General features: G+C 67.8%; 15 protein-coding genes and 3 pseudogenes. 10 read left to right on the top strand and 8 right to left on the bottom strand.

Annotated elements, in window-relative coordinates; all coding sequences use genetic code 11:
• Positions 1-104: 104 nt before the first annotated feature.
• From ACIQ1J_RS13970 to ngcE, 7 genes are all read right to left on the bottom strand, one after another.
• Positions 105-1397, bottom strand: a complete 1293-nt coding sequence (locus tag ACIQ1J_RS13970; RefSeq protein WP_403556945.1) for a sugar ABC transporter permease — start codon at positions 1395-1397, stop codon at positions 105-107.
• The gene (locus tag ACIQ1J_RS13965; protein WP_210963677.1) at positions 1394-2185 is read right to left on the bottom strand and encodes an ATP-binding cassette domain-containing protein; all 792 of its coding nucleotides are present in this window, start codon (positions 2183-2185) and stop codon (positions 1394-1396) included. The genes ACIQ1J_RS13970 and ACIQ1J_RS13965 overlap by 4 nt, the downstream gene beginning before the upstream one ends.
• Before the next feature lie 162 nt (positions 2186-2347).
• Complete coding sequence (locus ACIQ1J_RS13960) at positions 2348-3451, bottom strand: sugar ABC transporter substrate-binding protein (RefSeq protein WP_403557193.1); 1104 nt, start codon at positions 3449-3451, stop codon at positions 2348-2350.
• Positions 3452-3584: 133 nt separating this feature from the next.
• Positions 3585-4796, bottom strand: a complete 1212-nt coding sequence (locus ACIQ1J_RS13955) for an ROK family protein (protein WP_403557192.1) — start codon at positions 4794-4796, stop codon at positions 3585-3587.
• 201 nt (positions 4797-4997) lie between these two features.
• The gene (locus ACIQ1J_RS13950) at positions 4998-5921 is read right to left on the bottom strand and encodes a carbohydrate ABC transporter permease (RefSeq protein ID WP_403556944.1); all 924 of its coding nucleotides are present in this window, start codon (positions 5919-5921) and stop codon (positions 4998-5000) included.
• A gap of 4 nt (positions 5922-5925) precedes the next feature.
• Positions 5926-6852 carry a carbohydrate ABC transporter permease gene (locus ACIQ1J_RS13945; RefSeq protein ID WP_210963674.1) on the bottom strand — a complete coding sequence of 309 codons (927 nt, stop codon included), beginning with the start codon at positions 6850-6852 and terminating at the stop codon, positions 5926-5928.
• 85 nt (positions 6853-6937) lie between these two features.
• Positions 6938-8386 (bottom strand): N-acetylglucosamine/diacetylchitobiose ABC transporter substrate-binding protein, encoded by a 1449-nt coding sequence (ngcE, locus tag ACIQ1J_RS13940; protein WP_403556943.1) that lies wholly within the window; start codon positions 8384-8386, stop codon positions 6938-6940.
• Between the two features lie 465 nt (positions 8387-8851).
• Between ngcE and ACIQ1J_RS13935 the strand changes: the two genes are divergently transcribed.
• The gene (locus ACIQ1J_RS13935; RefSeq protein WP_403556942.1) at positions 8852-12658 is read left to right on the top strand and encodes a GH92 family glycosyl hydrolase; all 3807 of its coding nucleotides are present in this window, start codon (positions 8852-8854) and stop codon (positions 12656-12658) included.
• 231 nt (positions 12659-12889) lie between these two features.
• Positions 12890-13834 (top strand): FG-GAP repeat domain-containing protein, encoded by a 945-nt coding sequence (locus ACIQ1J_RS13930; RefSeq protein WP_403556941.1) that lies wholly within the window; start codon positions 12890-12892, stop codon positions 13832-13834.
• 88 nt (positions 13835-13922) lie between these two features.
• Here ACIQ1J_RS13930 and acnA read toward each other — a convergent pair whose 3' ends face one another.
• The gene (gene acnA / locus ACIQ1J_RS13925; RefSeq protein ID WP_403557191.1) at positions 13923-16637 is read right to left on the bottom strand and encodes an aconitate hydratase AcnA; all 2715 of its coding nucleotides are present in this window, start codon (positions 16635-16637) and stop codon (positions 13923-13925) included.
• Positions 16638-16955: 318 nt separating this feature from the next.
• On the opposite strand from acnA, the gene ACIQ1J_RS13920 reads away from it, so the two are divergent.
• The 8 genes and pseudogenes from ACIQ1J_RS13920 (at position 16956) to ACIQ1J_RS13885 (ending at position 24075) form a co-directional block, all read left to right on the top strand.
• The gene (locus tag ACIQ1J_RS13920) at positions 16956-17153 is read left to right on the top strand and encodes a DUF4236 domain-containing protein (protein ID WP_079160105.1); all 198 of its coding nucleotides are present in this window, start codon (positions 16956-16958) and stop codon (positions 17151-17153) included.
• Positions 17154-17228: 75 nt separating this feature from the next.
• A complete protein-coding gene (locus ACIQ1J_RS13915) occupies positions 17229-18758 on the top strand; it encodes a UDP-N-acetylglucosamine 1-carboxyvinyltransferase (RefSeq protein ID WP_210963669.1) in 1530 nt (509 codons plus the stop codon).
• Between the two features lie 271 nt (positions 18759-19029).
• A pseudogene (locus ACIQ1J_RS13910) lies at positions 19030-19302 on the top strand (transcriptional regulator).
• Positions 19303-19355: 53 nt separating this feature from the next.
• Positions 19356-19834: pseudogene (locus ACIQ1J_RS13905) on the top strand (nucleotidyl transferase AbiEii/AbiGii toxin family protein); the annotation flags it as partial.
• Positions 19827-20117 (top strand): annotated as a pseudogene (locus tag ACIQ1J_RS13900) (ATP-binding protein); the annotation flags it as partial. The pseudogenes ACIQ1J_RS13905 and ACIQ1J_RS13900, both read left to right, overlap by 8 nt.
• 328 nt (positions 20118-20445) lie before the next feature.
• Entirely contained in the window at positions 20446-20814 is a 369-nt protein-coding gene (locus ACIQ1J_RS13895; protein WP_403556940.1) for a peptidase inhibitor family I36 protein, read from the top strand.
• Between the two features lie 67 nt (positions 20815-20881).
• Entirely contained in the window at positions 20882-21508 is a 627-nt protein-coding gene (locus ACIQ1J_RS13890) for an ABC transporter ATP-binding protein (protein ID WP_403556939.1), read from the top strand.
• On the top strand, positions 21505-24075 hold the full coding sequence (locus tag ACIQ1J_RS13885; protein WP_403556938.1) for a hypothetical protein: 2571 nt from the start codon (positions 21505-21507) through the stop codon (positions 24073-24075). Before ACIQ1J_RS13890 ends, ACIQ1J_RS13885 begins: the two co-directional genes overlap by 4 nt.
• Positions 24076-24183: the final 108 nt, after the last annotated feature.

The raw sequence follows: 24183 nt of genomic DNA, 5'->3' as shown, positions 1-24183 counted from the left end.
GCGTCGTCGTCCCGTGCACGGCGCGGGCGGGCGGCCCATCGCCCGCCCGAGGGCTCAGCTCGGGCGGGCGGTGGGGTGGTGCGCCCGGGGCGGGCGGCGCGTGACTACGCGCGCCCCGCCGTCTTCTGGGTCTTGCGGGTGACCGCGTCGATGACGACGGTCGCCAGCAGCACGCCACCGGTGATCATGTACTGGACCGGCGAGGCGATGCCCTCCAGGGCGAGGCCGTACTGGATCGAGACGATGACCATCACACCGAGCAGCGCGTCCCAGGTGCGGCCGCGGCCGCCGAAGAGGGACGTGCCGCCGATCACGGCCGCGGCGATGACGTTCATCAGGAACTCACCGGTGCCCGCGCCCTGGTTGGCGGAGGCGATCTTCGACGCGACGAAGAGACCGCCGATCGCGGCGAAGGTGCCGGCGATCGCGAAGACCGAGATCCGGACCAGCTCGACGTTGATACCGGCACGGCGGGACGCCTCGACGCTGCCGCCGAGCGCGAAGACCTTGCGGCCGTAGGCGGTGCGGCGCAGCACGAAGTCCGTGAGCAGCAGGAACGCGAGGAAGACCACCACGGCCAGCGGCAGGCCCTTGTACTGGTTGAAGACGATCGCCACGACGAAGGCCAGGATCGCGAGCAGCACCGTGCGGACGATGATCTCGTTCAGCGGCCGGGACGGCACGCCCGCGGCCTCGCGGCGGCGGTTGTCGAAGAAGGCGGAGAGGAAGTACCCCGCGGTCACGACGATCGCCAGGCCGTAGGCGGCCGCCACATCACTGAAGTAGTAGCTGGTCAGCTTGACGACGATGCCGTCGGAGTTCAGGTTGATGGTGCCGTTGCTGCCCAGGACCTGCAGCATGAAGCCCTGCCAGAACAGGAGTCCGGCGAGCGTCACGGCGAAGGCCGGGACGCCGATGCGGGCGAAGAAGAAGCCGTGGATGGCGCCGGCCACCGTGCCGGTGAGGATGGCCAGTACGAGGGCCAGCACCTCGTTCATCCCGTGCGTGATGTTCAGCACCGCGAAGGTGGCGCCCGCGACACCGCTGACGGAGCCGACGGACAGGTCGATCTCGCCGAGCAGCAGGACGAAGACGATACCGACGGCGATCATGCCCGTGCCGACCATGGCGACGGACATGTCGGAGAAGTTGCCCGCGGTGAGGAAGTTGGAGTTCAGGCTGGTGAAGATGGCCCAGATGACCAGCAGACCGACGACGACCGGGATGGACCCGAGGTCACCGGCCTTCATCTTCCGCTTGAACTCGCCGAGGTAGCCGGCGAAGCCCTGCTCGCGCACCAGCAGCCGCGGGTCGACGACGGTGGCCGCGGCGGAGGCGGCGTCGGGGTTCTCCACCGCGTGGTCCTCGGCGGGGGTGGAGGTCTTGTCGATGCTCACTTCTTGATCTCCCCATTGGTGCGCGCCGCACGACGGGTCACGGCGTTCTCCGTGGCGCCCGTGATGGCGGAGATGATCTCTTCCTGCGAGGTCGACTTGACCTCGAAGACGCCGTTGTTGCGCCCGAGGCGCAGGACGGCGACCTTGTCGGCCACCGCCTTCACATCGGCCATGTTGTGGCTGATGAGGATGACGGCGTGGCCGCGCTCGCGCAGCCGCTCCACGAGGTCGAGGACCTGGGCGGTCTGCTCGACACCGAGGGCGGCCGTGGGCTCGTCGAGGATGACCAGCTTCGGCTCACCGAGCATCGACCGGGCGATCGCCACGACCTGGCGCTGACCGCCGGAGAGCGAGGCGATCGGGATGCGGACGCTGGGGATGCGAATGGACAGCGTGTCCAGCAGCTCGCGGGAGCGGCGCTCCATCTCCACCTCGTCCAGGACACCGCGCTTGATGACCTCCCGGCCCAGGTAGAGGTTGCCGACCACGTCGATGTTGTCGCACAGCGCGAGGTCCTGGTAGACGGTCGCGATGCCCAGGTTCTGGGCGTCGTGCGGCCTGTTGATCGAGACGGCCCTGCCGTCCCATTCGATGGAGCCCTCATCGATGGGGTGCACGCCGGCGATCGTCTTGACCAGCGTGGACTTTCCGGCTCCGTTGTCGCCGACCAGGGCGACCACCTCACCGGCGTGGACCTCAAGCTCTACGTCGGTGAGCGCCTGGACGGCACCGAATCGCTTGGAGACCCCGCGCAACGCCAGCACGGGCGTAGCGGACACGTGAACCATCTCCTTCGCCGCCTGACCCGGCGGGAGGTTGTGCAGAAGTTTTCTGGGGGGTGTTCCGTCCGGCGCCCCGCCTAGCTTGCGGGGCTGTTGACGCGGGGCGCCGGAGGAAGCTGCGGGCAGCCGGTCCCGTACGCGCTCAGGCGGTACGGGAGGCGGGGCTGCTTACTTGAGACCGATCTTGTCGCACGCCGCCTTGTACTTGCCGCCACAGATCTCGTCGATCGTGTAGAAGCCCTCCTTGATGACGGTCTCCTTGATGTTCTCCGTGGTCAGCGAGACGACCGGGACCAGCGTCGTCGGGATGCCCTTGGTGCTGGCGCTGTCGGCCTTGTCCTTGGCGATGGAGTCGAGCGACTTGCCCTGGGCGAGGGCGACGGCCATCTCGCCGGCGACCGCGGCCTCCTGCGGGTAGGACTTGTAGACGCTCATGTACTGCTCACCGGTGACGATGCGCTGCACGCCCGCGAGTTCGGCGTCCTGGCCGGTGACCGGGACGTCGGAGATGCCGGCGGCCTTGAGGGCGGTGATGATGCCGCCCGCCATGCCGTCGTTGGCGGAGTAGACGCCGACGATCTTGTCCTTGCCGATGGCGGAGATCGCGCCTTCCATGTTGGCGTTGGCGTTCTCCGGCTTCCACTCCTTGGTGTCGTAGGAGCGGCCGATGTCCACCTTGCCCTCGAGGACGGACATCGCGCCCTCCTTGAACTGGGCGGCGTTCGGGTCGGTGGAGGACCCGTTCATCATGACGATCTGGCCGTCCTTGGCCTTGTCGCCCAGCGCCTTGAGGAGGGCCTCGCCCTGCGTCTTGCCGACGGTGACGTTGTCGAACGAGGTGTAGGCGTCGATCGGACCCTCGGCCAGGCGGTCGTAGGCGACGACCGGGATGTCGGCCTGCTCCGCCTTGGTGATCGAGCCGGCGATGGCCTTGGAGTCCACCGCGTCCACGATCAGCACGTCGACCTTGTTGGTGATCATCGTGTCGACCTGCTGCGCCTGCAGCGTGGCGTCCTGCTTGGCGTTGGCGTAGACGACCTCGCCCTTGTTGTTCGTGAGCTCCTTGACCTTCTTCTCGATCAAGGGCTTGTCGAACTTCTCGTAGCGCGCGGTCTGGTTCTCCGGAAGGAGCAGACCGACCTTGATGTCGTCGCCCTTCTTCTCGGCGGAGTCCGAGGAGTCGCTGTTCCCGTCGGACTCCGCGGCGCTGCCGCAAGCGGCGAGCGAGACCGCCATCGCGGTGGTGACAACGGCAACGGCGGCACGACGCATACGCGTGTTCACTTCACTAACCTCCCTGACGAGGCCGCGTCGTTGCGGCCGAGGTGGCTGGAAGTCAACTCGGCCACACGTGCGACGTCAAGAAGTAAATCCTTAACGAGATGACAACGGTGCCATCCGTGCTCTAAGTGAAGGCAGGGGTGGCCGCCGGCAGAGCGCCGGTCGCACTTCCGTCCAAAAGGGTTGAATCACCCATCTCGCTGAGGGCGAGGGCGAGCGCTCCGAGCACCTCCGCACGCCCCCCAAGTGCCCCGGGAAGCACGGAGAGTTGACGTGCCGCGCTGGGGATCGCGTAGCGGCCGACGGACTCCCGGATCGGGCCGAGCACCAGCTCACCGGCCTCGGCGAGATCGCCGCCGAGGACGACGCGGCTCGGGTTGAGCAGGTTGCAGAGGTTGGCGACTCCGCTGCCGATGTGGCGGCCGACGTCGGCGATCACCCGACGGCAGCCCGGGTCGCCCTCCCTCGCCAGCCGCACGACGCCTTCCATCGTCAGGTCGGTGCCGTGGCTCGGCTGGAGCAACGGAAGCACGTAGCGTGCGGCGGCGAAGGTCTCCAGGCAGCCCCGGTTTCCGCAGCGGCAGACGGGGCCGGCTTCGTCGAGTGTGATATGCCCGATTTCGCCCGCCGTGCCGCCGGGACCGCGGTAGATCTTCCCGTTGATCACCAGGCCCGCGCCGACGCCGCTGGCGACCTTGATGTACGCCAGGTCCCGCACCCCCCGGCCGCTGCCCCAGACCAGCTCGCCCAGGGCGCCCAGGTTGGCGTCGTTGTCCACGTGCACCGGCACGCCGAGCCGCCCCCGCAGCTCCTCGGCGGGCCGGGTGCCGCCCCAGCCAGGCAGGATGGCGGTCGAGCCCAGCGTCCCGGACTCCACGTCGATCGGGCCGGGCACGCCGAGGCCCACTCCGGCGATCTTCGTGCGGTCGATGCCGGTCGCCGCGATCAGCCGGTTGACCAGCTGCTCCGCCCGGTCGAAGCCCTGCGCCGAGGACGCGTCGACGTCCAGCGGCTCGGATTCCTCGGCGAGTACCTGGTGGGCGAGGTTCCCGACCGCGACCCGCAGATGGGTGTGCCCGAAGTCCACGCCGATGACGATGCCGGCGTCCCCGCTCAGCGAGACGCTGCGGGCCCGGCGGCCGCCCGCCGAGGTGGGCGTGACCTCGACCGTTCCGCCGTCCTTCAGTTCCCTCACGATGTTCGAGACCGTCGCCGCGGACAGGCCCGTCGTCCTCGCGATCTCCGCCTGCGTGAGCGACCCGGCGAGCCGTACCGCTCGTACGACCCGTTCCAGGTTGGCTCGGTGCAGCGACGACTGCGACCCGGGAGTCTCCACGACGACCTCCTGCGCGAGGGGCCGCTTCAATGAGGCCCCTTCCATGTCCAACTAGTGAACTCTAAGCTGAGCCGTTAGGGTCCCCTCCCGTCAAGAGGTTGAACCGCATCCGGGTGTCCGGCACACCTAGGTCCTGACCGCACACATGCGCGCATGCCGCCCCCGTTCGTACGGGAGCGGCATGCGCGGCGGGCGGGAGCGCTACTTCAGGGCACCCGCCGTGAGCCCCTGGACCACCTGGCGCTGGAAGATGATGTACGCGGCCAGGACCGGCAGCATCGCCATCACCAGGCCCGCGAACAGGCCCGACCAGTCGCCCTTGTAGCCCTGGCTGACCGCCAGCTGCACCAGGCCCTGGGTGAGGACGTGCTTGTCCGGGTCCGTGTTCAGCACGGTCGGCAGCATGTACTGGTTCCACTGCCCCAGGAAGTTGAAGATCCCCACGCTGATCAGGCCCGGCTTGGCCATCGGCAGCATGACCTGGAAGAACGTCCGGGAGTGCGAGGCCCCGTCCACGAACGCGGCCTCCGCCACCGAACTGGGCAGGGTGCGGAAGAACCCGGTCAGGAAGAACACCGTGAAGGGCAGCGAATAGGCGATGTAGACCAGGATCAGCCCGTGGATGGTGTTCAGCATCCCCATGTTGTTCACCACGTAGAACAACGGGACCAGCGCGAGCATGATCGGGAAGCTCATGCCGGCGATGAACAAGTAATAGATGAACCGGTTGCCCGGAAAGTCGAACCGGGCCAGTACATAGGCCGCCATGGAACCCAGCACCAGGGTGCCGACGAGCGAGCCGCCCACCACCATGACGGTGTTGAGGAAGTAGTCGCTCATGTGGGCCTGGGACCAGGCCCGCGACCAGTTGTCGAAGTTCAGCTTGTCGGGGAGCGACCAGGGCGAGCCGAAGATGGAGGCGTCGTCCTTGAAGGAGGTCATCACCGCCCACACCAGCGGCATGCCGACCATGATCGCCCAGATGACGAGCACGCCGTGGGAGAAGACGTTGAGGGTGGTGCCCTCCTTCTTCCCCTTGCGGGGCCCGCTGGGCGGTGCGCCGCCCTTGCGGACGGGCGCGCCGGACTCGGCCGGTACGGGGGCGGGGGTATCGGTCGTCTTCATCTGATCAGTACTCCAGCCGCTCGCGCCGGCCCAGCCGCATCACGACGGCCGCGAAGGCCAGCGTGACGACGAGGAGGGCGACGCCGATGGTGGTGGCGTAGGCGGCCTGACCGTCCCGGAACGCCTTCTGGTACACGTACAGGACCATCACGGTGGTCGAGTAGTCGGGTCCGCCGGGCCCGGTCGTCATGATCTGCACGACCGCGAACGACTCGGCCCCGAGCGCGAGGATGCCCATGTAGACCCAGCCGGACTGCACGGTGTCCCACAGCAGCGGCAGGGTGACCTTGAAGAAGGTGGTGGCGCGGTTGGCCCCGTCCAGCAGCGCGGCCTCGTACAGCTCCCCCGGGATGGAGGCCATGCCCGCGGAGAAGAGGACCACGAAGAAGCCGACGGTGGACCAGACGAGCACCGCCATCACGCACCACAGGGCGATGTTCGGGTCACCGAGCCACAGCGGCTGGACGGAGTCCAGGCCGATGCCGCGCAGCAGGGAGTTGATCGCGCCGCTGTCCGGGTTGTACGCGAACTGGAACAGCAGGGCGACGATCGCGATGGAGAGCACCTGCGGGAAGAAGTAGACGATCTTGTAGAAGCCCGAGCCGCGGACGCCCGTGATCGCCGGGCCGCCCCGGCGGCGGCGTCCGCCCACATTGATCATGAAGGCGAAGAAGAGCGCCAGGCCGAGGGTGACCAGCGGCACCAGCAGGGCGAACATCACGCTGTGCTGCAACGACTTCCAGAAGATGTCGTCGTCGAGCATCCGCGAGTAGTTGTCGAAGCCGACCATCGAGAACTCGGGACTCAGGCCCGTCCAGTCCGTGAACGAGTAGTAGATGGACTGGATGAACGGCCAGATGACGAAGAGCGCGTACAGCCCCAGGGGAACCGCCAGGAACCCCACGATGAACCGGTACTTGCCGTGCTGCATTGCTACCGACCCCGATCTGCGCGCGGGTGGCGCCGCCAGGGCCCGCCCGGCGCGGTGGCGCCGGACAGGCCCTGGTGACGCGTCCTCACTGGTGCTTGTAGTGCTTGATCGACGAGTCCTTGGCGGCGTCGTCGGCGTAGCCCTGGATCTTCTTGATGGTCTCGGCCGGGGTGAGCCGGCCGGCCATCATCTCGCCCAGGCAGGAGACGCCGATCTTCTCCTTCTGGAGCTGCACGTACCAGTCCTGCATACGCGGGTTCACCACGTTCTCACCGGCCAGTTCCAGCGCCGCGACGCCGGACTTGAGACCCGGGGTCAGCTCGATGCCGTCGGTGCCGCCGTTGTAGGCGCTCAGCGACTTCACCTTGCTGGTGAAGTTCTTCGAGGAGGCCTCGCTGAGCATGATGCGCAGCTGCTCCATGCCGCCGGCGCCGTTGGCCGCCGTCGCCGGGACGATGAAGGGCTCGCCGCCGGAGGCCCACATGGTGCCGAAGGGCATCTTGTCGGAGTCGTCGATGCCGGGCGGGGCGGAGACGGCGAGCCCGAAGTCGGCGGGGATGACCTTGGCCGACTCGTTCTCCACCCAGGAGCCGTTGGGGATGAACAGGGCGTCGCCCTTGGCCCAGGCGGTCTGCGACTGGATGTGATCCAGGCCCGGGGTGCCCTTGAGGATGTAACCCTTCCTGTACAGCTCGTACCAGGCCTCGAAGACCGTCTTGACCGCCGGGTGCTTCCAGGCGTTCGGCTCCAGGTTGTCGATGGCGTTCAGTACCTCGACGCCGCCGACCTTGGCGATCATCGGGGACATCGAGAAGGGGATGTAGTACGGGTACTTGCCCGCGTACGTCCAGCCGGCCATGCCCTTCTTCTTGGCCTTCTCGCAGACCGCGAGCATCTCGTCCCAGGTCTTGGGGTATTCCGCGTCGAGGGAGTCCAGGGCCTTCTGCGAGTACCAGTTGCCGTACACCGTGTAGGCGTAGTACAGGATCCAGACCGGGTCCCCGTCGAACTGGCCCATCTCCACGATGCCGGGGCGCAGCGTGTCGCGGACCTTCTTGTTCGGGTCGTCGTAGGACGGGGCGTCCAGCAGCGGGGTGAGGTCGGCGAGCTGCTTCTTGCCGACCAGGACGCCCATGTCCATCTGCTCGGCGCCGGAGTTGTCGACGAGGTCGGGCGGGTTGCCCCCGTTGAAGCGCGGCTGCAGGGTGGACTGGATCTTCTGGGTGGCGGAGAACTTCACCCTGGCCTCCGGGAAGGCCTTCTCGTACAGCTTCACGGCGTCCTCGGCGTACTCCTTGCCGAAGCCTCCGTCGAAGAGGACGAACTCCATCTGGGCGCTGTCGTTGACCGCGAGCGGGTTCTCGGCGGACTTCTTGCCCGCCTCGGCCTTCTCCTGGTCGTCCCCGCCGCCGCTCGCGCAGGCGGAGAGGAAACTCATGGTCGGTACGGAGATCAGGCCGAGCGCGGCGGACCGCTTGATCAGATCGCGGCGGCCGACGCCTTTACCGTTGTTCTCGGCGGAAGTGGATCCCATGCTCAAGTCCTCGCCTTCTCCAGGACTCAGGCGGTGAACCGGATCCTCCCCGGCACCGCGATCGGGTCACGCTGGGTCGTGCAGGAAATGCGGATACTGCTGCGGGTACTGCTGCGGGTACTTCATGTCGGTACTGCGTGCGGGTACAGCGGTGTGAACACTGCCGTCCGGGCGCTCTGGCGGTCCCTTTTCGCTGTTCCCCCCGGTTCCCCCCAATGGCCGACAGGTATAGTCCACTTCCCGCCGGCTGAGCAAGATCGAATGCAAGGTTGGCGGTACGTCTTTTCCGAGTTGAGACCTCCCGGAAATATGAGCGGCCTGTGTACCACTTGCCGGAAGAATCCCCGGCATAAGCCCCGAACGCCACATCCAACACCCTTGACATCACATGCCACTTGACCCCTACTGGTCCTTGCGCAGTTGAGTTGACAACGTTGTCCCCAGCGCAGGGAGGGTGGCCAGGGCATGCAGTACAGAGTTCGGCACAGATGGGGTCCGGCGGTCGTGATGACGACCGCCCTCGCTTTGGCGGTGGGTTCGCAGGGTGCGGCGGTCGCGCTGCCCGCCGCGCCCGCCGAGACCGACCGGGAGTTCACTTCGTCGTTCGAGGCGGACGACCCGGTTCCGGACTGGCTCAGCACCGTGGACACGGGCCCGGACGGCAGCAAGCGGTCCGCTGGCGTGGACGGCGGCTACAGCACCGGCATACCGGGCAACGTGACCGGCCACGTCACCGATGTGCGGGCCAGTGCCGAGAACACGGGCGGCGGGGAGGTGAAGGAGAACCTCGTCGACGGCGAGCCGGGCACCAAGTGGCTGACCTTCGCGAAGACCGGCTGGGTCGAGTTCGATCTGGACGAACCGGCGAAGATCGCCAAATACGCCCTCACCTCGGCCAACGACCACGCCGAACGCGACCCGGCGGACTGGACGCTGAAGGGTTCGGCGGACGGCGGGAACTGGCAGACGCTGGACACCCGCTCCGGGGAGTCCTTCGGCGAGCGGTTCCGGACGAAGACGTACGACCTCGCCGAGGCCGCCGAGTTCCGGCACTTCCGGCTGGAGATCACCAAGAACAACGGCGCCGGCGACGCGCTCCAGCTCGCCGACGTCCAGCTGGCCACCGCCGCCACCGACACCCCCGTCCCCGCGGACATGCTCTCCCTCGTCGACCGCGGCCCGAGCGGCTCGCCGACCGCGAAGGCGGGCGCCGGCTTCACCGGCAAGCGGGCCCTCAAGTACGCCGGCCGGCACACCGCGGACGGCCGGGCCTACTCGTACAACAAGGTCTTCGACGTCGACGTGAAGGTCGACCGCCGCACGGAGCTGTCGTACAAGATCTTCCCGTCGATGGCGGACGGCGACCTCGACTACGACGCCACGAACGTCTCCGTCGACCTCGCCTTCACCGACGGCACCTACCTGAGCGACCTCAAGGCGACGGACCAGCACGGCTTCCCGCTGACCCCGCGCGGCCAGGGCGACGCCAAGATCCTCTACGTCAACCAGTGGAACAGCGTGAGGTCGGGGATCGGGTCGGTCGCCGCCGGCAAGACCGTCGACCGGATCCTGGTGGCGTACGACTCCCCCAAGGGCCCGGCGAAGTTCCGGGGCTGGCTGGACGACGTGGCCATCGAGCGCGCGAAGCCGGAGCGGCCGAAGGCCCATCTCTCCGACTACGCGCTGACCACCCGGGGCACCAACTCCAGCGGCAGCTTCTCCCGCGGCAACAACTTCCCCGCGACCGCCGTACCCCACGGCTTCAACTTCTGGACGCCGGTGACCAACGCCGGTTCGCTGAGCTGGCTGTACGACTACGCGCGCGGCAACAACGCGGACAACCTGCCGACGCTCCAGGCGTTCGGCGCGAGCCACGAGCCGAGCCCGTGGATGGGCGACCGGCAGACCTTCCAGGTGATGCCCTCGGCCGCCTCCGGCACCCCGGACACCGGCCGCGAGGAGCGTGAGCTGGCCTTCCGGCACGAGAACGAGACCGCCCGGCCGTACTACTACGGCGTGCGGTTCGAGAACGGCCTGAAGGCCGAGGTGGCGCCGACCGACCACGCGGCGATGATGCGCTTCACCTACCCCGGTGACGACGCGAGCGTGGTCTTCGACAACGTCAACGGCCAGGCCGGCCTGACCCTGGACAAGGAGAACGGCACCTTCCAGGGCTACTCGGACGTCAAGTCCGGGCTGTCCACGGGCGCCACCCGCCTCTTCGTCCACGGCGAGTTCGACTCCGAGGTCACCGGCGGCGACGCCGGCGGCGTCAAGGGCCACCTGCGCTTCGACGCGGGCAAGGACCGCACCGTGACCCTGCGCATCGCGACCTCGCTGATCAGCGTCGACCAGGCGAAGGACAACCTGCGCCAGGAGATCCCGAAGCGTGCCTCCTTCGACAAGGTCAAGCGCGACGCCCAGAAGCAGTGGGACAGGATCCTCGGCAAGGTGAAGGTCGAGGGCGCCACGCAGGACCAGCTGACCACCCTGTACTCCAGCCTCTACCGGCTCTATCTCTACCCGAACGCGGGCCACGAGAAGGTCGACGGAAAGTACAAGTACGCCTCCCCGTTCTCCAAGGCGCTCAAGGAGGACATCCCGACGGAGACCGGCGCCAAGATCGTCGACGGCAAGGTCTACGTCAACAACGGCTTCTGGGACACGTACCGGACCACCTGGCCCGCGTACTCCTTCCTGACCCCGTCCAAGGCCGGTGAGCTGGTCGACGGCTTCGTGCAGCACTACAAGGACGGCGGCTGGACCTCGCGCTGGTCCTCCCCGGGCTACGCGGACCTGATGACCGGCACCTCCTCCGACGTCGCGTTCGCCGACGCCTACGTCAAGGGCGTCGACTTCGACGCGAGGGCTGCGTACGACGCGGCCGTCAAGAACGCCACCACCGTGCCCCCGTCCTCGGGCGTGGGCCGCAAGGGCATGGCGACCTCGCCCTTCCTCGGCTACACCAGCACCGAGACGCACGAGGGCATGTCGTGGGCGCTGGAGGGCTACCTCAACGACTACGGCATCGCCAGGATGGGCGAGAAGCTCTACAAGGAGACGGGCCGGCAGCGCTACAAGGAGGAGTCGGCGTACTTCCTCAACCGCGCCCAGGACTACGTCAACATGTTCGACTCCAAGGCCGGCTTCTTCCAGGGCAGGGACCTGGCGGGCGACTGGCGCGTGGACTCCGACAAGTACGACCCGCGCGTGTGGGGCCACGACTACACGGAGACCAACGGCTGGGGCTACGCCTTCACCGCCCCGCAGGACAGCCGGGGCCTGGCCAACCTGTACGGCGGCCGGGACGGTCTCGGCGACAAGCTCGACGAGTACCTCGCCACCCCGGAGACGGCCTCCCCGGAGTTCAAGGGCTCCTACGGCGGTGTCATCCACGAGATGACCGAGGCGCGGGACGTCCGCATGGGCATGTACGGGCACTCCAACCAGGTCGCCCACCACGCCCTGTACATGTACGACGCGGCCGGGCAGCCCCACAAGACGCAGAAGAACGTCCGCGAGGTGCTCTCCCGCCTGTACACGGGCAGCGACATCGGGCAGGGCTACCACGGTGACGAGGACAACGGCGAGCAGTCGGCCTGGTTCCTCTTCTCCGCCCTCGGCTTCTACCCGCTGGTGATGGGCAGCGGCGAGTACGCCATCGGCTCCCCGCTGTTCACCAAGGCGACCGTCGAGCTGGAGAACGGCCGCGAGCTGGTCGTCAGGGCGCCGAAGAACAGCACGAAGAACGTCTACGTGCAGGGCCTGAAGGTCAACGGCAAGCGCTGGAACTCGACCTCGCTCCCCCACTCGCTGATCGCGAAGGGCGGCGTCCTGGAGTTCGACATGGGCTCGAAGCCCTCCTCGTGGGGCACCGGCGAGAACGCGGCACCGGTGTCGATCACCAAGGACGACGAGGTGCCGACCCCGCGCGCGGACGCGATCGAGGGCGAGGGCGCCCTGTTCGACGACACGTCGGCGACCGAGACGGCCGTGACGTCGGTGGACCTGCCGGTGTCTCAGAAGGGCGCCAAGGCCCTCCAGTACACGCTGACGTCGCCGGCCGACGGTGCGAAGGCCCCGGCGGGCTGGACGCTCCAGGGTTCGGCCGACGGCACGACCTGGCGGACGCTGGACGAGCGCTCGGGCGAGTCCTTCGCCTGGGACCGGCAGACCCGGGCGTTCTCGGTGAAGTCGCCGGGGACGTACGCGAAGTACCGGCTGGTTCTCGACGGTGAGCACACGCTGGCGGAGGTGGAACTGCTGGCGTGAGGGGGAGCGTGACCGTGGAATGACGGTGCGGGGTACGCCGGGTGACCGGCGTACCCCGCAAAAGGTTGTACGCCCCACGTTGCGCTTGCGTACCTCTTCTGTACCGCTCCTGTCCCCCGCCGTAAATCTGATTGACGTGTGAACGTCATGTGTAAGGATCACGAAGTACCCGGGGATCAGGCGGACTTACCCGTCCGTGATCCCTTTCGCATGACCAAATGGAGGACCCACGTGGCCAAAAGCTCCGGCCTGAACACGCGTCGCGCCCTGGCGCGTGCCACGGCTGCGGCGCTCACCGCCGCTCTGGTGGCGACCGGCACCAGTGCCGCTGTCGCCGCCGACAAGCCGGGACCGACCGCTTCCCGGGCGCCCATCGACGTGAAGCCGTCGGGTGCCGAGAGATACAACGCCTCCGCCCTCCCCGGCGACGCCCCGGTCAACGCCCTCTACGGCGTGGACCGCGACGGAACTCTGTGGGGCTACCCGCCCACCATCGAGACCGACGACGACGGCATCGACTCCGCCTGGTACTCCGGCTACGGCTGGGAGTGGGCCCGCTTCATGACGCAGGTGGACCACGACGCCGACGGCTCCTCGGACGGCCTCTGGCACGTCACCGACGGCGGTCAGCTCTACTACGCCCAGTGGGACACCGAGGGCGACCACAAGTTCGTCGGCAACGGCTGGAACATATACAACCAGCTGTTCTCGGGCGCGAACCTCGGCGGCGCCGCCGCCGACGACCTGATCGCCCGCGACAAGTCCGGCGTCCTGTGGCTCTACCTCGGCTACGGCACCGGCACACTGACCAAGCGCTACCGGGTCGGGGGCGGGTGGGACACTTACACCCACATCACCGGCAAGGGCGACCTGACCGGTGACGGCAAGGCGGACATCGTCGCCAAGGACGGCTCCGGAGTGCTGTGGCTCTACAAGGGCACCGGCAACTACAAGGCGCCGTTCACGTCCCGCACTCGCATCGGCGGCGGCTGGAACACTTACAACAACATCGTCTCTGTCGGCGACATCGACATCGACGGCGTCACCGACCTGATCGCCCGGGACAAGAACGGCGCGCTGTACCTGTACAAGGGCACCGGCTACGCCAGCTCCCCGTACGAGTCCCGCGTGAAGATCGGCAGCGGCGGCTGGAACGCGTACCGCATCATGTTCTGAGCGTGGCACGCGAGGTCTGACCGAGCACACGGACGAGGGCCGCACCCCCACGACGGGGATGCGGCCCTCAACTGTTGTACCGTTCCGCCTACTTGCGGATCAGGCTGCGCAGCACGTACTGCAGGATGCCGCCGTTGCGGTAGTAGTCCGCCTCGCCCGGGGTGTCGATGCGGACGACCGCGTCGAACTCGACACCGGTGTCGGTGGTGACCTTCACCGTGCGCGGGGTGGTGCCGTCGTTCAGCTCGGTGACGCCGGCCACGGAGAAGGCCTCCTCGCCGGTCAGGCCGAGGGAGCCGGCCGTCTGGCCCTCCGGGAACTGGAGCGGCAGGACACCCATGCCGATGAGGTTCGAGCGGTGGATGCGCTCGTAGGACTCGGCGATGACGGCCTTGACTCCGAGGAGCGCGGTGCCCTTGGCCGCCCAGTCGCGGGACGAGCCGGAGCCGTACTCCTTGCCGGCCAGGACGACGAGCGGGATGTTCTGCTCGATGTAGTTCCGCGAGGCGTCGTAGATGAACGACACCGGGCCGTCGGCCTGGGTGAAGTCGCGGGTGTAGCCGCCCTCGGTGCCCGGCGCGATCTGGTTGCGCAGGCGGATGTTGGCGAACGTGCCGCGGATCATGATCTCGTGGTTGCCGCGGCGCGAGCCGTAGCTGTTGAAGTCGCGGCGCTCGACGCCGTGCTCCGTCAGGTACTTGCCGGCCGGGGTGTCGGCCTTGATCGCACCGGCCGGGGAGATGTGGTCGGTGGTGACCGAGTCGCCCAGCTTGGCCAGCACCCGGGCGCCGGAGATGTCCTCGACCGGGGCCGGGTCCATCTGCATGCCCTCGAAGTACGGGGGCTTGCGCACGTAGGTGGACTCGGTGTCCCACTCGAAGGTGTCGCCGGTCGGGATCGGCAGCGCCTGCCACTGGGCGTCGCCCGCGAAGACGTCGCTGTAGGACTTGGTGAACATGTCCTCGCCGATGGCACTGGCGACGACCTCGTTGACCTCGGCCTCGGTCGGCCAGATGTCCTTCAGGTAGACCGGGTTGCCGTCCTGGTCGGCGCCCAGAGCGTCCTTGGTGATGTCCACCTTCATGGAGCCCGCGAGCGCGTACGCGACGACCAGCGGCGGGGAGGCCAGGTAGTTCATCTTGACGTCGGGGTTGATCCGGCCCTCGAAGTTGCGGTTGCCGGAGAGCACCGAGGTGACGGCGAGGTCGTGGTCGTTGACGGCCTCGGAGACCTCGTCCGGCAGCGGGCCGGAGTTGCCGATGCAGGTGGTGCAGCCGTAGCCGACGAGGTTGAAGCCGACCTTGTCGAGGTACGGGGTCAGACCCGACTTCTCGAAGTAGTCGGTGACGACCTTGGAGCCCGGGGCGAGGGTGGTCTTGACCCACGGCTTGCGGGTCAGGCCCTTCTCGACCGCCTTCTTGGCCACCAGGGCGGCGGCGACCATGACGTACGGGTTGGAGGTGTTGGTGCAGGAGGTGATGGCCGCGACCGTCACCGCACCGTGGTCCAGCTCGTAGGTGGTGCCGTCGGGGGCGGTGACCGGGACCGGGTTGGACGGCACGCCGTTGGTGATGGCCGGGGCGTCGGAGGCCGGGAAGGACTCCTGGCCGGCCTCGTCCACGCTGTCGACGTAGTTGCGCACGTCCTGCTTGAACTGCTCGGCGGCGTTCGCGAGGACGATGCGGTCCTGCGGGCGCTTCGGGCCGGCGATGGAGGGGACGACCGTGGAGAGGTCGAGCTCCAGCTTCTCGGAGAAGTCCGGCTCGGCCTTCGGGTCCAGCCAGAGGCCCTGCTGCTTGGCGTACGCCTCGACGAGGGCGACCTGCTGGTCGCTGCGGCCCGTCAGGCGCATGTAGTTCAGCGTCTCGTCGTCGATCGGGAAGATCGCGGCGGTGGAGCCGAACTCCGGCGACATGTTGCCGATGGTGGCGCGGTTGGCCAGCGACGTGGCGGCGACGCCCTCGCCGTAGAACTCGACGAATTTGCCGACGACGCCGTGCTTGCGCAGCATCTCGGTGATGGTGAGAACCAGGTCGGTGGCGGTGGTGCCGGGCGTCAGCTCGCCGGTCAGCTTGAAGCCGACGACGCGCGGGATCAGCATGGAGACCGGCTGGCCGAGCATCGCGGCCTCGGCCTCGATACCGCCGACGCCCCAGCCGAGGACGCCGAGGCCGTTGACCATGGTGGTGTGCGAGTCGGTGCCGACCAGGGTGTCCGGATAGGCCTTGCCGTCGCGGGTCATGACGACGCGGGCCAGGTGCTCGATGTTCACCTGGTGGACGATGCCGGTGCCCGGCGGGACGACCTTGAACTCGTCGAAGGCGGTCTGGCCCCAGCGCAGGAACTGGTAGCGCTCCTTGTTGCGGCCGTACTCCAGATCGACGTTCTGCTTGAAGGCGTCGTTGGTGCCGAACTTGTCGGCGATGACGGAGTGGTCGATGACCAGCTCGGCCGGCGCCAGCGGGTTGATCTTCGCCGCGTCACCGCCCAGCTCCTTGACGGCCTCACGCATGGTGGCGAGGTCGACGACACAGGGCACGCCGGTGAAGTCCTGCATGATCACGCGGGCCGGCGTGAACTGGATCTCCTGCGACGGCTGGGCCTGCGAGTCCCAGCCGCCGAGGGCGCGGATGTGGTCGGCGGTGATGTTCGCGCCGTCCTCGGTGCGGAGGAGGTTCTCCAGCAGCACCTTCAGGCTGTAGGGAAGGCGCGCGGAGCCCTCGACCTTGTCCAGCCGGAAGATCTCGTAAGACTCGTCGCCCACCTGCAGTGTGCTGCGGGCGTCGAAGCTGTTCGCCGACACGACAGTCTCCTTCATTTATGTGCGCGTACCACCGCATCCTGCCGCCACGCCGCCCTGGCCGATCCGCTAAGGTTGGGCTAAGTTAGGTAACCCTTACCACCAGGCCCGATAGCGGCGTGCGACTGCGGTGCGCCTCGGCAGATATCTCGATGTCGAGATAACTCTAGTACATGGGGGCGAGCTGGTCATGCCCGGGCGCGGTGTGGCGTACGCCCCACCCCGCACCCGCCCCGAGTGACCCGCACGGCCATCACTACGCAGAACGGGGGTATCCGAGTCGCGCCGGGAACATCCCGGCGCGACTCGGAAGGAGGCACGATGCCCCTCACGTTCCGCAAGAGCTTCCGGATCCTCCCCGGAGTACGACTGAACATCAACAAACGTTCCTGGTCCATCACGACCGGCGGCAGGAACGGCCCGCGCCACACCCGCAGCAGCACCGGACGTCGTACGACATCGATGGATTTGCCCGGACCTTTCGGATGGCGGCGCACCCGCTCGACCAGGCATCATTGAGACGCCGTTGACGGCCCATCACCCCAACGGGCCCGCCGAGAGGCGCCATCTCATATCTGAGATAGCCTCAACCTCATGGCAGACGACTACCTCGTACGCATCGGCAAGCTCATCCGTGACGCCCGGCAGCACCGCGGCTGGACGCAGTCACAGCTTGCCGAGGCGCTCGGCACAAGTCAGAGCGCCGTCAACCGCATCGAGCGCGGCAACCAGAACATCAGCCTTGAGATGATCGCCCGCATCGGCGAAGCGCTGGACAGCGAAATCGTCTCTCTCGGCTACGCGGGCCCGATGCACCTGCGGGTGGTCGGCGGCCGGCGCCTCTCCGGCGCCATCGACGTCAAGACCAGCAAGAACGCCTGCGTGGCCCTGCTGTGCGCCTCGCTGCTCAACAAGGGGCGCACGGTGCTGCGCCGGGTCGCCCGCATCGAGGAGGTCTACCGCCTCCTGGAGGTGCTGAACTCCATCGGCGTACGCACCCGCTGGATCAACGACGGCACCGACCTAGAGATCGTGCCGCCGGCCGAGCTGGACATGGAGGCCATCGATGCCGAGGCCGCTGTCCGCACCCGCTCCATCATCATGTTCCTCGGCCCGCTGCTGCACCGCATGGACCGCTTCCGGCTGCCCTACGCCGGCGGCTGCGACCTCGGCACCCGCACCATCGAGCCGCACATGATCGCGCTGCGCCGCTTCGGCCTGGACGTCGCCGCGACCGAGGGCCACTACCACGCGGTGGTCGACCGCACCGTCCGCCCGGTCCGCCCGATCGTGCTGACCGAACGGGGCGACACGGTCACCGAGAACGCCCTCCTGGCCGCCGCCCGCCACGACGGCGTCACCGTCATCCGCAACGCCTCCTCCAACTACATGGTCCAGGACCTGTGCTTCTTCCTGGAGGCCCTCGGCGTCCGCGTCGAAGGCATCGGCACCACCACCCTCACCGTGCACGGCATGCCGGTCATCGACGCCGACGTGGACTACTCCCCCTCCGAGGACCCGGTCGAGGCGATGAGCCTGCTGGCCGCCGCCGTGGTGACCGAGTCGGAGCTGACGGTCCGCCGCGTCCCCATCGAGTTCCTGGAGATCGAACTTGCGGTCCTGGAGGAGATGGGCCTCGACCACGACCGCACGCCGGAGTACTTCGCCGACAACGGCCGTACGCGGTTGGTGGACCTGACCGTCCGGCCGTCGAAGCTGGAGGCGCCGATCGACAAGATCCACCCCATGCCCTTCCCGGGCCTGAACATCGACAACGTCCCCTTCTTCGCGGCCATCGCCGCCTCCGCGCAGGGTCAGACCCTCATCCACGACTGGGTCTACGACAACCGCGCCATCTACCTGACCGACCTCAACCGCCTCGGCGGCCGCCTCCAGCTCCTGGACCCGCACCGCGTCCTGGTCGAGGGCCCCACCCGCTGGCGCGCCGCCGAGATGATGTGCCCGCCCGCCCTGCGCCCCGCCGTGGTGGTCCTGCTGGCGATGATGGCCGCCGAGGGCACGTCGGTGCTGCGCAACGTGTACGTCATCAACCGGGGGTACGAGGATCTGGCCGAGCGGCTGAACTCGATCGGGGCGCAGATCGAGATCTTCCGGGATATCTGAAAGCTCTAAGAAAAAGTAGCGCGAATCCACCTCCTGACCTGCACGTATGCGAGCCAGGAGGGGACTCGGCTTCGCCTGTGGGTCTCAGGGACGTTTGGGCCGGGCCGGGATACTGTCGATGTCAGGGGCAGGCGGGCGGATTGCCCGGCACTGCCCCGCACTGCCCCGCACTGCCCCTACCGCTCCCCGGCCGTCATAATGGAGGCATGTCCGCCAGCCCACAGCACCCGCGCCGAGCGGCCTCTCGGACGCGGTCGCCGAGGATCTCGCGCTGTACCGGGAGAAGTTCCGCCGCCGTCTGCCGGAGTCGCTGGACGAGCTGCGCGGGCCGACGCACGGTGTCGTGGATCTGCCGCTGCACGTGGCCTGGTCGGGGATGACCTCGTACGACCTGGGCAAACCGCGCCAGCGCATGGGCCTGTACCGCACCGTCCTGCACGAGGGCCTATAGGACGGCCTGCCCCGCTACCTCAACCAGGACCTGCTCCTCGAGCTGTGGCCGGTACTGCGAACCCTCGTCGGCCGCAGCGTGCGCGCCGTATAGGAAGACGCCTTCCCCCAGCTCGCCTCCCGCACCCGGGCAGCCGCGTGACGGACATGCCCGAGCTGCACACGCGGCTCCTGGCGGATGTGATCGCCCTCGGCTCCCGGTATCCGCCGGTTCTCACCGGCGGGTACGCCGTGCGGGCGCACCACCTTGCCAACCGCCCAAGCCAGGACCTCGACGTCGCCATTGAGAACCCGGTGCCGATGGCCGACATCGCCAGCACGCTCCGCGCCGGCTGGAAGCCCGCGGCTGGGAAGTGCACGCGTTGGAAATTGCCCCGCTGCCCGCCCGCTTCACCGTGTCCGACCCGGCCACCGGGCAGGACTGCGAGGTCGACATCCTCAAGGAGAACTTCTGGCGGCCCGTCGCCCAGAGCCCGTACGGGCCCGTCCTCTCGGGGGAGGACGTGGTCGGAACCAAGGTCCGTGCCCTCGCCGACCGCGGAGCGCCCCGCGATCTGATCGACGTGTTCGCCGCCTCCCGCCCCTGGACCAATGCCGAGCTCGAGGAGTTCGGCCGCCGCCACGCCCCTGCTGGCCGACTGCTCCACCAGCATCATCTACCGCCAGTAGCCCGACCAGCTCGCCGCCGCTACATCTCTGCTCGGCCTGAGCGGCGTCGAGAGCCAGGCGGTGTCCGCCCTGACCAAGGGCCGAGGTCTGTGGAAGGTCGCCGGCCGCTCCCTCACCACCCACCGCATCCTCCACCCGGCTGAGCGGGAGCTGTTCGACACCGACGTCCGCATGGCGGCCAAGGTCCGTGAGTTCACGAATACCGACGCCCTGATCCCCGTGAACCGAAGGGTGGTATAGCGATGACGAGCGTAACCGAGGGGTGACTCGTGGCACCCAGGACTCGATATCAGTCGAATGTCTCGCGGGCATCCAGGGCGAACCCGGGTCGTCCAACACAAAACCCGCACGCACGCATGAGGCTCAACGGTCGCTCGAGATCGAACATCAGTCCAGGCCTCCGGCACATGTACGACCTGTCGTCAAGTCGTGTCGCAAGAGTGGCCAATGTGTGGCGTGATGCCACCATTCCCCTTGAATCGTAAGTATGCCTACGCACATGATCTGTCGACTCCGAGCGACACTTGTCGGACGAATTGCAGCCCACTCAACCAGCCTAGGAGACATTTTGAGAGCCAAGAAGGTCATAGCTTCGACCGCGCTCCTGTTCGCTGCCCTGGCGATTACGCCCAGCACGGCTAACGCCGCCCTGAGCGAATGCAACTCGAACAACATGTGCCTGTGGGGCAACAACGACTTCGCTTGGCTGATCGGCGAACGCGCCCACGGGCAGAGCTCGTTCGCCAACCTGAGCGGCGAGAGGAACGACGAGATGGACTCCTGGGCCAACCGCTCTGCGAGCTACGATGGCTGCATGGCTGGCAACGCCAACGGCGGCGGGGACAAGCAGGGCATGCGCAGGGCCAGCAACGACAACAACGTCTCTCCCTTGAACAGCGACGAAGTGTCGTCGTTCCGAACCTCAGGCGGTTGTTGAGTTGATTAAGGCCGTAGATGCCACGCTGATCCGGACCAGGGGGGTCTGCAAAGCTTATCGCTCCCAAGTGGAGACTGTGTGGGCCGCGCGGGATGTGGACTTCGAAGCACGACCGGGCGAGTTCGTGTGCATTTACGGCGCCAGCGGTTCGGGTAAGTCGACCCTGCTCAATCTGCTGGCAGGTCTGGATCTCGCCGATACCGGCGAGATCCAGGTCGGCGGCGTCGAGGTGGGGGGCGCCGGTGATAAACAGCGAGCTGAGCTCAGGCTCCGCACTGTGGGCGTCGTGTTCCAGGACCACAACCTGATCCAGGAATTCACAGCAGCAGAGAACGTCTCCCTGCCCCTGGAAGCACTCGGCCTACCGACCGCACAAGCCCGCGCAGAAGCCCTGCGGCAGCTGGCACGAGTCGGCCTTCCCGGCCTGGAGGACCGGTTTCCCTCACAGCTCTCCGGCGGGCAACGCCAGCGCGTAGGTGTGGCGCGCGCCCTGACCGGACAGCGCGCGGTGCTCCTGGCGGACGAGCCGACCGGAGCACTGGACTCCACTGCCACCCAAGAACTGTTCACCTTGTTCCGCACGCTGTGCGACGAGGGCGTACTGGCCGTGATCTGCTCACACGATCCCCGCTGCCGGGACTACGCCGACACCGTCTACGAGGTCGTGGACGGCCGACTGGAGAGTCGTTCGTGAAGCCTCGTTCCGCGGAGGCCGCTGCCGGACAGCAATTGCGGCTGGCCTTCCGGCTGGCACGGCGGCTGGGACGTTCGCGCGCCCTGATCCGCTCCACCCTGACGGTGTTCGTCGCCGCAGTCTTCGTCATGACGATGTTCATCGTGCTCAGGACCCTGTCCCTGTCCGGAGCACAAGTCGCCGACCGGGACATGGGCCGGTTCGATGCGTCGGTGGGCTACGGCAGCATCCAGCTCCCGCCCGGGGACGACACATTCGCGCCAGAGCTGCGAGCACGCCTGCAACAGGCAGGCATCACCGACGCGTTGGTTTCGCTCAGCGCCTTCGACGTCCAGCTCGACACCACGCCGGCACGCAATGTGACCATGTTCGAGGCCGACTGGAGCTCCAACCCCTACCCGCGTCGCTACGACCTTCAGTCCGGACGTTGGGCGACCGGTCCGGGCGAGGTCGTCGTCACCGAGCCCCACGACGTACGGACCGCACCGGGCGAAGAGCTGACCGTGCTGGGAGACGTCCGCCTCAAGGTGGTCGGCACGGCCGACGACCGTAATGCCAGCACCACGAACCTGCTGGCAGGCCCTGGCACGTGGGCGGCGTTGGACGAGAACCTGGTCGAAGGTTTCCCCATCCTGGCTACCCAGCCCCTCCTCCTGTGGTCGGGCGCCGAACCCAAGAGCGCAATCACGGCGTTCAGCGCCGCAATCCGCAACTGGGAGAAAGAGCAGAACCGAAAGTCTGAGAGTGACATCGCCGTCGCCAACACGCTCTCCCTGCGGGAAGAGGGCAGCGGCGAGGGATTCTGGATCGAGAAGACCCCAGCCGGCTACACGGTCCCAGCCCTCCTGGTGCCGCTGGGCGCCGTACTACTGGTGTTCGGTCTCAACGACCGGCGCTTTCGGCGCACCGCCGGCTCCCTGACCTCCCTGGGCATCTCCCGCCGTACCGCAGCGGCCGGCGTCACTCTCGCCACGCTGGCCTGGTCCCTTGTCGCGGCGACCGCAGGAGCCGCAGCCGGTCTCGGCGCGGGCGCGGCTGCCCGCCTCCTCGTCTCCCACCTGAGAGAGCGCCCGGCCGGTCCCATCGACGGACTCGCCGATCCCGTCCTCCGCCTGCTCATCCTGATCGTGCTTACCTCCCTGGTCGCAGGGGTGGCACTGGCACGCGACGACCACCGCCACGCCGCGGCGCCGCCCATCCGCGACAAGACCGTCCGCACCACGGACGAAGTAGCCACCTCCAAGACGTCCCGTCGCATCCGGGATACCCGCCAGGTACTGGCAGTGATCGCCTGGTGCGCCACAGCCGTCTACGCCGTCCGTGTCGATTCCCCGGCTATGGCCATGACCCTGACCGGCTTGGTGACCGTCGCTGTGCTGCTGGTCATCCCCGAGGCGTTCGCACTGACGCTGAAGTTCATCCCCGAGAAGGGTCCCCGCTCCCGGCTCGCCCGTCGGCAGCTGGCCGCCGACTCGCGCCGTGCCTCCGCCTCCCTCGCAGTCCTCACGGTCCTCTTCGGAGCTTCCCTAGGATTCCTCGCCCTGCTGGACACGCTGCTGCGCACGGCTGACACGCAGAGGCACCCCGACGTGCTGTCCGGCCAGATCCTGCTGGCCGACAGCACCAGTGACCGCTTCGCCCCCACGAAGTCCGTACTACGGGCCGCAGAGGCAACCGGCCTTTTGGACGGCCACCCCCGCTTCGAGATCGCTCCCGCCTACACCATGGACAGCGACAACGTCACCCGTTCAGCCACCCGGCCGGGCAGCGACACCATTTTCCTCACCGTGAAATCCCCTGCCGACGCTGAGCGCCTGCTCGGGCGTTCCCTGGGCCGTGATCAGTTGGCCACCCTGACCGAGGGAGGCTTGCTCATCTGGTCCGATGCCCCGGGCGCCCCGGAAGGCACCTCCGCACGTACCAGCCTCGTCGTGCACCAGGACGACAAGACCCTTGGCCGTACCCCAGAACTCCCGATGGTCGCGGTGGACGCGGCACCGACCCAGTGGCGGGCCGGCAGCGACGGCATCATGCTTCGAGCCACCGCGAGCGAGCTTCGGCTACCCATGCCCTCTCAGGGACCGATCATGATCACCGGTCTTGCGGACACCCAGACCGAAGCCGTTCAGCAAGCCCTCATCACCTCCGGGCACGACGGACGTGCAGCACGGATCTACGTGCCCCCCGAGCCGGCCGTCGCACCGGCGGCGCTGCTCGCCACCGCGGTCGCGCTGGTACTCCTTGTCCTGGCCACAGTGCTGACGGCCATCCGCGGCCAAATTCGCACTCTGCGCGGCTACATGGTCGGCCTCACAGCCCTGGGACTTCCCCCCGCCTGGACTCGGCGCATCCTGCTCTACCAGCAGGCAGCCCTCATAGCGGTCAGCACCCTGCTTGGTCTTGTCATCGCCTTGCTGCCTACCGTGATCATCGCCAACCGGATCTCCGGCTTCGTCCTGAGCGTTCCCTGGGCGCAGTTGGCCACCCTGCTCGCGGCCATTTACCTCGCGGCCCTCCTGGCCGCCACTCGTTCGCTTCTCCGACTCCGGGCACAAAGAGAAGGCTGATCGTTTCGCGGGTTGGCGGGAAGTGCACAGTGACCGTGAGGGTGCGGTTGGAGACGCGGAACCGGCGTGCACAGCGCGCGAGGTGACTGCGCCAGGGCGAAACAGATG

It is taken from the genome of Streptomyces sp. NPDC097107 (assembly GCF_044762405.1).
Lineage (GTDB): Bacteria > Actinomycetota > Actinomycetes > Streptomycetales > Streptomycetaceae > Streptomyces > Streptomyces thinghirensis.
This window is presented reverse-complemented; position numbering and strand designations above follow the sequence as displayed.